The organism is Canicola haemoglobinophilus (assembly GCF_002015075.1).
In the GTDB taxonomy this organism is placed as follows: Bacteria; Pseudomonadota; Gammaproteobacteria; order Enterobacterales; family Pasteurellaceae; genus Canicola; species Canicola haemoglobinophilus.
The window spans coordinates 11,993-24,748 of record NZ_MUXZ01000022.1 but is presented as its reverse complement, the minus strand read 5'-3'; the positions used below and the strand labels follow the sequence as shown (position 1 = coordinate 24,748).

At 37.7% G+C, this 12,756-nt stretch carries 12 protein-coding genes; 5 read left to right on the top strand and 7 right to left on the bottom strand.

Annotation, left to right across the window (positions count from 1 at the left end; all coding sequences use genetic code 11):
- The first annotated feature begins 143 nt into the window (after positions 1 to 143).
- The 5 genes from mnmC to B0186_RS12190 all read left to right on the top strand — a co-directional run bounded on the left by mnmC (position 144) and on the right by B0186_RS12190 (position 6,329).
- Positions 144 to 2,153 (top strand): bifunctional tRNA (5-methylaminomethyl-2-thiouridine)(34)-methyltransferase MnmC2/FAD-dependent 5-carboxymethylaminomethyl-2-thiouridine(34) oxidoreductase MnmC1, encoded by a 2,010-nt coding sequence (mnmC, locus tag B0186_RS07905; RefSeq protein ID WP_078218828.1) that lies wholly within the window; start codon positions 144 to 146, stop codon positions 2,151 to 2,153.
- 23 nt (positions 2,154 to 2,176) lie between these two features.
- A complete protein-coding gene (locus B0186_RS07900) occupies positions 2,177 to 2,932 on the top strand; it encodes a Nif3-like dinuclear metal center hexameric protein (RefSeq protein WP_078218827.1) in 756 nt (251 codons plus the stop codon).
- A 91-nt stretch (positions 2,933 to 3,023) separates the two neighbouring features.
- Positions 3,024 to 3,800 (top strand): enoyl-ACP reductase FabI, encoded by a 777-nt coding sequence (locus tag B0186_RS07895; protein ID WP_078218826.1) that lies wholly within the window; start codon positions 3,024 to 3,026, stop codon positions 3,798 to 3,800.
- A 64-nt stretch (positions 3,801 to 3,864) separates the two neighbouring features.
- Positions 3,865 to 5,844: an exoribonuclease II gene (rnb, locus tag B0186_RS07890; protein ID WP_078218825.1), complete on the top strand. Its 1,980-nt coding sequence runs from the start codon at positions 3,865 to 3,867 to the stop codon at positions 5,842 to 5,844.
- A gap of 98 nt (positions 5,845 to 5,942) precedes the next feature.
- Positions 5,943 to 6,329 (top strand): TM2 domain-containing protein, encoded by a 387-nt coding sequence (locus B0186_RS12190; protein ID WP_078218824.1) that lies wholly within the window; start codon positions 5,943 to 5,945, stop codon positions 6,327 to 6,329.
- 89 nt (positions 6,330 to 6,418) lie between these two features.
- Here B0186_RS12190 and uvrC read toward each other — a convergent pair whose 3' ends face one another.
- The 7 genes from uvrC to B0186_RS07850 all read right to left on the bottom strand — a co-directional run bounded on the left by uvrC (position 6,419) and on the right by B0186_RS07850 (position 12,745).
- Positions 6,419 to 8,248 (bottom strand): excinuclease ABC subunit UvrC, encoded by a 1,830-nt coding sequence (gene uvrC / locus B0186_RS07880; protein WP_078218843.1) that lies wholly within the window; start codon positions 8,246 to 8,248, stop codon positions 6,419 to 6,421.
- Between the two features lie 61 nt (positions 8,249 to 8,309).
- The gene (locus B0186_RS07875) at positions 8,310 to 9,167 is read right to left on the bottom strand and encodes a KilA-N domain-containing protein (protein WP_078218823.1); all 858 of its coding nucleotides are present in this window, start codon (positions 9,165 to 9,167) and stop codon (positions 8,310 to 8,312) included.
- A 53-nt stretch (positions 9,168 to 9,220) separates the two neighbouring features.
- Positions 9,221 to 9,991 carry a 3-deoxy-manno-octulosonate cytidylyltransferase gene (gene kdsB, locus B0186_RS07870; protein ID WP_078218822.1) on the bottom strand — a complete coding sequence of 257 codons (771 nt, stop codon included), beginning with the start codon at positions 9,989 to 9,991 and terminating at the stop codon, positions 9,221 to 9,223.
- 10 nt (positions 9,992 to 10,001) lie between these two features.
- On the bottom strand, positions 10,002 to 10,199 hold the full coding sequence (locus B0186_RS07865; RefSeq protein ID WP_078218821.1) for a Trm112 family protein: 198 nt from the start codon (positions 10,197 to 10,199) through the stop codon (positions 10,002 to 10,004).
- A complete protein-coding gene (lpxK, locus tag B0186_RS07860) occupies positions 10,196 to 11,191 on the bottom strand; it encodes a tetraacyldisaccharide 4'-kinase (protein WP_078218820.1) in 996 nt (331 codons plus the stop codon). The genes B0186_RS07865 and lpxK overlap by 4 nt, the downstream gene beginning before the upstream one ends.
- An 11-nt stretch (positions 11,192 to 11,202) precedes the next feature.
- Complete coding sequence (ycfP, locus tag B0186_RS07855; RefSeq protein WP_078218819.1) at positions 11,203 to 11,745, bottom strand: alpha/beta hydrolase YcfP; 543 nt, start codon at positions 11,743 to 11,745, stop codon at positions 11,203 to 11,205.
- A 100-nt stretch (positions 11,746 to 11,845) separates the two neighbouring features.
- Positions 11,846 to 12,745, bottom strand: coding sequence for a RimK family alpha-L-glutamate ligase (locus B0186_RS07850; RefSeq protein ID WP_078218818.1), 900 nt, complete (start codon positions 12,743 to 12,745; stop codon positions 11,846 to 11,848).
- Positions 12,746 to 12,756 lie beyond the last annotated feature (11 nt).

Genomic DNA, 12,756 nt, shown 5'->3' with positions numbered 1-12,756 from the left:
CCTTTGTGTTAAAGAATAAAATAATTGGTCGCTAACTTACTATGAAATAAAAATATTTCAAGTTTTTCTTTGAATGTTAGACCAGTCAAAATTTTTTCGCTATTATAGTCAACCTCTTGGTTACAATAAAGAATTAACTACACATGTTCACAATTACATCTGCCAAAGTTCATCTTAATCAACAAAACACCCCGGTGTCAGAACAATTCGATGATGTTTATTTTTCAAATCAAAATGGTTTAGCAGAAAGTGAATATATATTTCAACAAGGTAATCAATTATGGAACCGTTGGATTACCTCTCAAGAAAAACACTTTGTCATTGCCGAAACAGGATTCGGAACAGGTTTAAATTTCTTCTCAGTAACCGCACTTTTCCGCCTATTTCGCCAGCAATATCCTACATCGCACCTAAAACGTTTATTTTTTATTTCCTTTGAGAAATACCCCATTCCCAAAATACAACTTCAACAAATTCATCGACTTTATCCACAACTTTCCGAGTTATCACAACAATTACAACATTATTGGTTAGAACCAATCCAAGGTTGTCAACGTTTTCATTTTGCTGAAACAACTTTGGATTTATGGTTTGGTGATATTGCGGATAATTTATCGCAATTGGGCGATTATATGCAAAATCGCATCGATGCTTGGTTTTTAGATGGCTTCTCACCGAGCAAAAATCCACAAATGTGGAACGATGAACTATATCAATGGATGTTTTATTACAGCAAACCACAAGGCACATTTTCAACATATACTGCAGCAAGTGCGGTTCGAAAAGGGTTGCTTCATGCGGGATTTGAAGTATACAAACGCAAAGGTTATGGTAAAAAGCGCGAATGCTTGTGGGGTCTAAAAAATGCAATACAACAACCCAATGCAAAATATCCTTGGTATCTAAATCAAGTAGCCTCTTTATGCACTGAAGATATTGCTATTATTGGAGGTGGAATTGCTTCACTTTTTACCGCACTTTCACTCTTAAAAAGAGGAGCAAAAGTGACGTTGTACTGTGAAGATGAGCAACTAGCACTCAACGCTTCTGGCAATAAGCAAGGTGCATTTTATCCACAACTAAGTGATGACAATAATAGTAATATTCGTTTTTATATCCACGCCTTTTTCTATGGATTACAACGATTGCAATGGGTGATCGAACAAGGTATAGAATTTGAGCATGAATTTTGTGGTGTGGCAATTTGTGCCTATAATCAAAAAAGTGCGGTTAAATTAGCAAAAATTTCTTCTTATCAATGGCCAAACAGTTTATTTCAAAGTTTGCACACAGAACAATTAAGTGAAAAGGTAGGGCTACCTTTAAATTGTACGGGTGGTTTTATTCCGCAAGGGGCATGGCTTGCACCTCGTCAATTTGTGCAAAATACCTTTGCTTATTTACAACAACTCGGGCTAGAGATCAAAACTTCACAAAAAATCACCGCTCTTCACCAACAAAATACTCAATGGATTTTAACGAATGCACAAAATCAAACTTTTCATCATCAAGTCGTGGTTCTTGCTAACGGCTATAAAATAACCAACTTTACACAAACCGAAAAACTACCGCTTTATCCTGTGCGAGGTCAAGTCAGTCAAATTCCAACCAGTGAAAATTTACTGAAACTGAAATCTGTGCTTTGTTATGACGGTTATTTAACACCAGTAGATCAGGCAAAACAAAGTCATTGTATTGGTGCAAGTCATGTGCGTGATAATGCCAACCGAGATTTTAGCCATGAAGAACAATTAGAAAATCAGCAAAAAATTCAACGAAATCTCACCGCACTTTGGACTAAAGATGTGGATACTTCTAATAATCAAGCAAGAGTGGGCGTTCGTTGTGCAGTGCGAGATCGGGTACCAGTTGTTGGAAATGTACCGAATTTTGCACAACAATGCGTAGATTATCAAAATATCTTTAATTTACGCCGCCGTAAACAAGCTATTCCAAATGCAGCACAATGGGATAATTTATATCTTATTGGTGCATTGGGTTCTCGCGGGCTGACATCGGCTGCGTTATTGGGCGAAACCCTTGCATCGCTTATTTATGCTGAGCCACTTCCATTAAGTGAGGATATTCTGCATAATCTCAGCCCAAATCGTAGCTGGATGCGGAAGTTATTAAAAGGTACAACAATTAAATAAAATTTAATCAATTGGAAACTTATATGAATAATCTTGAATTAGAACAAATTATCAATCAAAAACTTAATAGTGCAGCTATCTCCGATTATGCGCCCAACGGTTTACAAGTGGAGGGAAAAGCGCATGTGCAAAAAATCATTACTGGTGTTACCGCAAGCCAAGCGCTAATTGATTATGCGGTGGAGCAAAAAGCAGATGCAATTTTAGTTCATCATGGCTATTTCTGGAAAAGCGAAAATCCTTGTATTCGTGGAATGAAAGGGAAACGCATTAAAACCTTGTTACAAAATGACATCAATATGTATGGCTATCATCTACCTTTAGATACTCACGCAGAATTAGGCAATAATGCACAACTTGCCAAGTTACTCGGGATTGAAAATTTACGTCCGTTAGAAAATAACAACTTTAGTATTCCTGTTTATGGGGATTTAATTGAAGCATTGAGTGGCGAAGCATTTGCTCAACGCATTGAAAAAGTATTAGGTCGTAAGCCGTTATTTTGTGGCGAAAACGCACCGCACTTAATTCGTACTATTGGTATTTGCACAGGTGGCGGACAAGGCTATATTGATTTAGCTGCGGCAAAAGGGCTAGATGCTTTTATTACAGGCGAAGTATCAGAACAAACTATTCATTCTGCACGAGAACAAGGTCTTCATTTTTTTGCGGCGGGTCATCATGCCACAGAGCGTTACGGCATTAAAGCATTAGGCGAATGGCTAGCCAAAGAATATGGATTTGAAGTGGAGTTTAAAGATATTGACAATCCAGCTTAAAGGTCGGAACTCTCAGGCTGTCTTTTGTTTTTTGTCGGATTTTGACTTATACTATGCCGACTTTTTAACTAACTAAATAAAGGGTTTTATTATGGGATTTTTAGCGGGTAAACGCATTTTAATCACAGGTTTAGCAAGCAGCCGTTCAATTGCTTACGGTATTGCTGCTGCAATGAAACGTGAAGGTGCTGAATTAGCCTTCACTTATTTAAACGATAAATTAAAAGCTCGTGTGGAAGAATTTGCGCAAGAGTTTGGTTCTAATATTGTCTTACCTTTAGACGTAGCAACAGATGAAAGCATCAATGAATGTTTTGCACAATTAAAGCAACATTGGGATAAATTTGATGGTTTTGTGCACGCAATTGCTTTTGCTCCGGGCGATCAATTAGACGGCGATTATGTCAATGCAGCAACTCGTGAAGGCTATCGCATAGCACATGATATTAGCGCATACAGCTTTGTTGCTATGGCACAAGCAGCTCGCCCAATGTTAAATCCAAACGCTGGCTTATTAACCTTAACTTATTTAGGTGCTGAACGCGCAATTCCAAACTATAACGTCATGTGTTTGGCAAAAGCCTCTCTTGAAGCGGCAACTCGTGTTATGGCAGCTGATTTAGGTAAAGAGGGTATTCGTGTCAATGCAATTTCAGCAGGTCCAATCCGCACTTTAGCTGCATCAGGCATTAAAAACTTCAAGAAAATGCTAGCAACTTTTGAAAATACAGCACCTTTACGCCGTACCGTAACAATTGAAGACGTAGGTAATTCAGCAGCATTCTTATGCTCAGAATTAGCCTCTGGCGTAACAGGCGAAGTATTGCATGTTGATGCTGGTTTTAGCATTACAGCAATGAGCGAATAATCAACTATTTCATCTTTTTCAGGACGTTCATTTGAACGTCCATTTTCATTTATAGCGTAAAAATATGTTTCAAAATAACCCCCTACTTTCCCAACTCAAACAACAAATTCGTGATAGCAAACCTCATGTAGAAGGTATCGTAAAAGGCTCTGATAAAGCATTCGGTTTCCTTGAATGTGATAAAAAAAGTTACTTTATTCCACCCGCTGCCATGAAAAAAGTCATGCATGGCGATAAAATTAAAGCAGTAATTGAAACTGTTGGCGATAAAGAACAAGCTGAGCCAGAAGAATTAATCGAACCGATGCTCACTCGCTTTATTGCAAAAGTGCGGTTCAATAAAGAGAAGAAATTACAGGTTTTAGTGGATCACCCACAAATTAACCAGCCTATTGGCGCAAATCAAACAAAAGCCGTTAAAGAAGAATTACAAGAAGGCGATTGGGTTGTGGCACAATTAAAAACCCACCCTTTGCGTGATGATCGTTTTTTCTTTGCTCAAATTTCGGAATTTATTTGTCGTGCGGACGATGAATTGGCGCCTTGGTGGGTAACCTTAGCACGCCATGAACAATCTCGTTATCCTGTACAAGGGCAAGAAAGCTATGAGATGTTAGATCAACAAACTCGTGAAGATCTAACCGCACTTCACTTCGTAACTATCGACAGTGAAACCACAAAAGACATGGACGATGCTTTATATATTGAGCCAATCACTGAAAACGATGTGCAAATTGGCTGGCGCTTAGTGGTTGCCATTGCGGATCCAACAGCTTATATCGATATTAATTCACAGATTGAACAAGATGCAAAACAGCGTTGTTTCACCAATTACTTGCCGGGCTTTAATATTCCAATGTTGCCACGAGAATTGTCAGATGATCTTTGCTCACTTTCAGAAAACGATAAACGAGCTGCCTTAGTTTGCTATATTGAAACGGACTTACAAGGTGAAATCAGCGCTAAACCACGCTTTGTTTCAGCTTATGTGATGTCAAAAGCGAAATTAGCCTATGACAAAGTATCTGATTACTTAGAACAAAAAGCAGATAGCTGGCAACCTCAAGATCCTATTACCCAGCAGCAAATTGCATGGCTACATCAATTTACCTTAGCCAGAACCCAATGGCGCCAAATCCATGCGCTGCTATTTAGAGAAAAACCAGATTACTCTTTTGTATTAGCAGAAAATGGCAAAGTACAAGAGATCAAAACAGAATATCGCCGTATTGCTAACCAAATTGTTGAAGAAGCAATGATTATTGCCAATATTTGTGCTGCGCAATATCTTGATGAACAAATTGGTTTCGGGATCTTTAATACTCACAGCGGTTTTGATAAAAAATTCTTGGAAAATGCCCATAATTTCTTATTAGCAAATTTAGCTAATGAGCAAAATCAAGCAGAATTAAGTCAACTCTACTCCGTAGAAAATCTGGCAACCTTAGTTGGTTATTGCAATATGCGTCATGATATTGAGCCCTTTGAAAGTGATTATCTTGAGTTTCGTTTGCGCCGTTTCTTAACCTTTGCAGAATTTAAGGCTGAATTAGCACCGCACTTTGGCTTGGGTTTACAAGGTTATGCCACATGGACATCGCCAATTCGTAAATATTCGGATATGGTAAATCACCGCTTAATTAAAGCTAGCCTAACAACACAGCAATACGAACGCCCACAAGAGAACGTTTTACAACGTTTACAAGAGGCTCGCCGTCAAAACCGTTTAGTTGAACGCGATATTGCGGATTGGCTATATTGCCGTTATTTAGCAGATAAAGTAGAACAAAAACAAATCTTCCAAGCGGAAGTACAAGATGTCATGCGTGGTGGATTGCGAGTGTTATTGTTAGAAAATGGCGCATCTGTTTTTATTCCAGCCTCAACCTTGCACAACAACAAAGAGGAACTTCAAGTCAATGCGGATGAAATTGCTCTTTATATTAAAGGCGAAAGAACATACAAAATTGGCGATATAATCCCTGTTCAACTTATCGAGGTTAAAGAAGATACAAGAAGTATCATTGGTAATATTGCCAACTAATCTCGAATAAAACACACCGCACTTTTAGCTAAAGAAAAAATCCATATTTTCTTCCTTAGCTAGAAAATTTAAGTAATCACATTAAAGAGGAAATCTTTATGGCTAAAATTATAAAAATCGAAAATGGTATGGTTTCTATCGGTATGCCGGATGGTTCAATTAAAGTCATACCAAGAACAGCTTTCAATTTTGAGCCTCATATCAGAGATGAAGTCGATGTGTTTGGTACTGATGATGCCCCTGTTATTTTGAAAACAAATAACATCTATCCTCAAGATGCAAAACCAGTCAATAAAATGGCTTATTGTTTGCTGGCGTTCTTCTTAGGGGGTTTTGGTATTCATAAATTTTATGCAGGAAAAACAGGACTAGGTATTTTATATCTTTTATTCTGTTGGACTTTTATTCCAGGATTTATTGCATTAATTGAATTTGTGATTGGATTAATGAAAACAGCTGATGACAATGGAAATATTATTTTTTAATAGCTTCAAAAGTTGCATCTAAAAAGGGGAAATTTACAATTTCCCCTTTGGTTTATTATTGTCCTAAGCAAAAACTTTAAATCATCTTTCTATTCACTACGCAAAGTTTCATAAATTCGCTCTGCTAAAGATGCTGAAATCCCCGGCACCGACGCTATTTCTTCCAAGCTCGCATTTTTAACCCCTTGCATACCGCCTAGATATTTTAATAAGGCTTGTCTTCGTTTTGCTCCAACACCTTCAATGGTTTCTAGTCCACTTTGGGTAAAGGCTTTTTGCCTTTTTTTGCGATGGCCACTAATGGCGTGGTTATGGCTTTCATCACGAATATGCTGAATAAGATGTAAAGCTAAATCATTAGGATCTAAATTTATTTCTCGCCCTAGTTTGCTTAAAATGAGCGTTTCTTGCCCTGCTCGGCGATCAACACCTTTTGCCACGCCGATTAAGTGCGGTCGATTTTTATCCCATTTTACTTTTAATTCAGCAAACACTTGCAAAGCTCGATTAAGCTGCCCTTTTCCACCATCAATAAAAATTACATCAGGGATTTTTTCAGGCTCTAAATCTCGTTCATAACGTTTTCGCAACGCCATTTCCATCGCTGCATAATCATCTCCGCCGGTAATTCCTTCAATATTAAAACGGCGATAGTCGGATTTTAAAGGTCCTTCTTGATTAAACACTACACAAGAAGCAATAGTTTGCTCCCCCATGGTATGACTAATATCAAAACATTCCATGCGTTTAATTTCAGGCAAAGATAAAAGAGCTTGTAAGGCTTGATAGCGTTCGCTAATTAAACTGCTTTCTTTGAGCTTCACCCTTAAGGCTGCTTTAGCATTCATTTGTGCTAAATGTAAATACTGGCTTTTGTCACCTTTTACATTGTCTTGAATATTCACTTTTCGCCCAGCTTGCTCACTTAATAGCTGTTCTAATTCTGCTTTTACTTCCAACTTATGATCCAACACAATATTGTTTGGAATAGTTCTGCCTTGATGAGCTTGTAAATAAAATTGCCCAACAAAAGTCGCCGTGAGTTCAGCTAAATCCGTATTGGCTGGTACTTTAGGAAAATAACTACGATTGCCCAACACTTTCCCTTGACGAATAAACATCACTTGCACACAAGCCATACCAAGCTGATAAGCGATAGCAATAATATCCATATCATCTAGTCGTTCATTACTGACAAATTGTTTTTCAATCACTGCACGAACAGACTGAATTTGATCTCTAAAACGTGCCGCACTTTCAAAATCTAATTGCTGGCTTGCCTGCTCCATTTTGCCAATCAAATGTTCTAATACTTGTTGATCTTTGCCTTGTAAAAACAATCTTGCATATTCAACCTGAGCTTGATAATCCTGATCTGTCACATATCCGCTCACACAAGGAGCCAGACAACGTCCAATTTGATATTGCAAACAAGGGCGAGAGCGATTTTTATAAACAGAATTTTCACATTGGCGAATAGGAAATAATTTTTGCAACAAAGATAAGGTTTCTCGCACCGCACTTGCATGAGGATAGGGACCGAAATACTCTCCTTGCACTTTTTTAGCACCACGATGTGAAGTAATTCTAGGATGACGTTCTTGCGTTAATAAAACATAAGGATAGGATTTATCATCTCTCAATAGTACGTTATAACGAGGCTGGAAAGCTTTAATATAGTTATGCTCAAGTAGTAATGCTTCTGTTTCTGAAGTAGTTATTGTGGTTTCAATGGAATGAATGTGCGAAACCAAAGCAGAGGTCTTTTTACTACTTAAATTAGTACGAAAATAGCTCGATAAACGCTTTTTCAGATCTTTTGCCTTACCAACATAAATAACCTGCCCTTTTGCATCGAACATGCGATAAACACCAGGCTGGTGCGTTACATTGGCAAGAAAGGTTTTATGGTCAAATATCATGTTAAATCTATAATTGTATAATTTTTATAGAGACGTTATCGCAACCAAAACATATCCATTAATGCTTGTCATCACCTAAAGTCTCCAAATCTTTTATCGATTTCTGATTTAATTTTTCCAAGGATAATAGCTGTGTTCTAGCAAGTTTTCTGAGTTCTATCATTCTTTCTTTTGCCTCAATTCCTTTTTCAATCAAAATAGCATTGTAGCTTTCCATATTTGAAAGAACTAATAATTCATTCAAGCTAGCATAATCTCGCATATTTCCTTTTAAGCCTTTATTTTCATCCTTCCACTGCTTTGCAGTTTTATCAAATAAAGCAACATTAAGCATATCTGTTTCACTTGCATATTTAAAACCTAATTGACTTTCAGTTAGATCTTTTAACAAATATGTTTTAATCGCATTTGTATGAATTTTATAGTTAATCTTAGATATTTGCCGATGCAAATTCCAAGTTAAAGATAATCTTGAAGTCTCATCTTCCTTTAGGCGTTGATAATCCTTAATGATGTAAAGTTCAAACTCTGCTGATATCCAAGCTGCGAATTTAAATGCAATATCTTTATGAGCAAAAGTCCCACCCGCCCTTCCTAGTTTGACGAATAATCCTTTTGCATTCGTAGTTGTAACCCATTTTTGAGGTGATAAGGTAAAAGCATTGCTCCCAGCATCTTTTAAATACCCCTCGAATTCGAGGGGGTTAAATCCGGGATTATTTAATTGCCCCCATATTCCTAAATATTCTATTGTATTATGGTTTCGCATCCAGTTTGCCACAACGACATTGGGTTCTTCCCGATTTTTATATTTGGCAATATCTGTCAGGCTAATATAATCATTCTTAAAATCTTCTGTATAAAGCTGAATAGCAAATCCTTTTGCTTCAATTATCTCTTTTTTTATCTTTGCCAAATTAATTTCCCTTTTATTTCTACAGTCTTATTTAAGTCCCAATCCATTAATATCTATACATGAGCTAAAATCGACCGCACTTTTTCTAAATCTTCTGCCGTATCCACTCCTACCGCTGGCACTTCTTTAGCAAGATCTACATGGATTTTTTCGCCGTACCAAAGTACGCGTAATTGTTCCAAGCTTTCAATTTGTTCCAATGTTGTTGGTTGCCATTGCACATATTGCTTAATAAAACCTGCCCGATAAGCGTAAATACCAATGTGGCGTAAATAATGATCTTGCAGTAATAATTGCTTTTGTTGCTGTGCTGATAAATTGGCAAATTGATCACGATTCCAAGGAATTGCAGCACGAGAAAAATACAACACATTGCCGTTTTTATCTGTCACAGCTTTCACCACATTTGGATTAAATAATTCCTCCGCATCTGCTAATTTAACCGCCAACGTTGCCATATTTACCCCATTATTCGCCAAATTTTGTGCCACTTGGCTGACTATCACAGGCGGAATTAATGGCTCATCCCCTTGAATATTGACAATAATTTCATCATCAGGAATGGCTAATTTTTCTACCACCTCCGCTAAACGCTCTGTGCCTGAATTATGCTGAGAGGAAGTCATACAAACTTCCCCACCAAAGCTATGCACCGCTTGTGCGACATCCTCGTTATCAGTGGCAACAACGACTCTACTAGCACCCGATTGTTGTGCTTTTTCCCAAACATGTTGGATCATGGGTTTACCCGCAATATCAGCTAAAGGCTTGCCCAGTAAACGACTTGAGGCGTAGCGGGCGGGAATGATCACCGTAAATTTCATTGATTTCTCCTTACTGATTTTCTTGTTCAGTATGTGTTGAAGACTGAGATAAACTAATTGCCTGATCAGCAAGTAATACGGGAATACCTTGTTTTATCGGATAAGCAACATGATCAAAATTGCAAATCAGTTGCTCATTTTCGCTGTCATATTTCAAGCGTCCTTGGCAAATTGGACAAGCCACAATTTCTAATAATCTTCCGTTCATTTTTTCTCCTTTATTTTTTGTAAAACTGCTTGCATAAATGGTGCCACATTCTCCCCCTGAATATCCGCCTCAACAGGTACATACCACCAATTTTTCTGTGCAAAAGGACGACATTTAACTGCATCTTTTTCTGTCATAAAGAGCGGTTGATTTTGGGGAAATTTGGCAAAATGCGTTGCGTTAAAATCTTGATGATCTTGAAAACCTTGTGTAGTTTCAAGAGATAAAGCCAAATCTTGTAGCATCTTAAAAAAGCGCTGTGGATAACCAATACCAGCAATAGCATTGAGAGGAATAGATTGAAATTCAGTTAATAATTTACGTTCTCCACTCAGTAAATTAACCGCAAACTTTGGCACTAAGCGCATTAAAGTATTGCTGTAAGCCGTTGACTTGCCATTATTAATGATCAGATCCACTTCTTCTAAACGACTCGGCAATTCTCTTAAAGGACCTGAGGGCATGACAAAACCATTGCCAAAAATTCTTTCGCCATCAATCACAACAATTTCAAAATCACGTTGTAACTTATAATGTTGCAAACCATCATCACTGATAATCAAATCGCAATCGAATTGAGCTAATAAAAGTTCAATTGCTTGCTGTCTATTGGGCGAAATACAAACTGGTGCGCCTGTGCGTTGTGCGATTAATAAGGGCTCATCACCCGAAATAGTTGGATTATCATCTGTTTTAACTAAATAGGGATATTGCTCCGCTCGGCTACCATAGCCACGAGAAATAACACCGCACTTTATGCCTTGCTGCTGAAATTGTTGCACTAACCAAATTGTGACTGGAGTTTTTCCATTTCCACCGACAGACAAATTCCCCACAATCAAAACAGGCACAGAAGGGCGGTAAGATTTCAGCAAATTTAAGCGATACAGCGAACGGCGAATAAAAGAAATAAACCAAAAAGCGAGAGAGAGAGGAAATAATAGCCAAGCAAGCAACTTGGCTATAACGTGATTTTCATACCAAAAGGACATAATAAACCTATTTATTCCGCACTTTTAAAGGCTTTGATCCGTTGTAAATGTTGGGAGATTTTTTTGAATTTATGGGTTTCATTTTCATCCCAGATGATTTCATAGAAAGGCGACAAGGTATCTGCACTACGTTGTACATCTAAAATTTCTTCTTGTTTGGATAGAAATACGAGGCATTTACCTTGATTTTTTACTCGGAAATTTTCCACACATTTGGTAGCAATATCAGCATATTCTTCAGGACGATCAATTTTTCCTTCCATATTTTCTTGTGGAAACAAATTAGGATTAAAAATGGCTTGCTTAATTCCACACAAAAATCCTACTCGTTCCGCCCAGTAACCGCCTAGGCCTACGCCACAAATTAAAGGCTGAGGATCTTTGCTTTCCGACACTAATTTATGTACTTCATTCAACAAAAATTGCATATCATAGCGAGGATGTAATGTGCTGTAATTAATAAAACGCACGTCTTCATCAATAAATTTAAGCTGTAAAATTTTTTCGTGATTACCTGGACTACTGGAATCAAAACCATGTAAGTAAATAATCATAATAACCCCCTAATTATTGTTATATTTTGACTACCTTATTAAAGCAAAAAACGAGCTCTTTTTCTACCGCACTTTCAGCAAAACATCGTTGTTTAAAAGCTTATAGTGCAAGCTGCTTTTCAATATGCACAATCATCTGCAATGCTATATCAATACCGCTCGTTTTTTCGATCATTTCCAATCCTGGACTGGCATTCACTTCTAACACTAATAAACCTTGTTTAGAGCGAATTAAATCAACACCAGCCACATCTAACCCCAACACTTTTGTCGCTTTTAATGCAAGGGCTTTTTCTTGTTCTGTGAGCTGAATTTTTTCGGCGCTACCACCACGATGAAAATTCGCACGAAATTCGCCTTCTTGCCCAATACGTTGCATGGTCGCCACCACTTTGTCGCCAATAACAAAACAACGAATATCTGTCCCTTTTGCTTCCTCAATAAAATCTTGCATCAATAAAGGCACTTCAGCTTGCGTTAAAGTTTCTACAATACTCACCGCACTTTTACGATTTTCTGCCAAAATAACCCCAATGCCTTGTGAGCCACTCAAAGTCTTCAAAATAGTTGGCGTTTCTACTTGCTTAATTGCTTGGTTGGCAGAAAATTCAGCGCCACTCAACACCGAGTTAGGCACTGCAATACCTTGCTCTGCTAATAATTGCAAGCTCAGCCACTTATCTCGTGCTTTCAGAAAAGCAACATCATCATTTAAACAAAAAATATTTTTTGCACGAAAATGTCGTAATACTGCACAGCCCATTTTGGTACTTGCAGACCCAAAACGAGGAATAATTGCATCGTAATCAGGCAATAAATAAGGCTCACTTTCTGTATTGGCTTGATAATACAGCTCAAAGTGCGGTGCATTTTGTGAGAGTTTTAATAGACAACGGTTAGGATCTAAAATATCCATTTGATGCCCATTCTCTTCCGCTGTGGCTTTTAAACGTTGACAGCTATAAAGACGAGGTTCTCGACATAACATTAATAATTTCATAGTAAATCTCT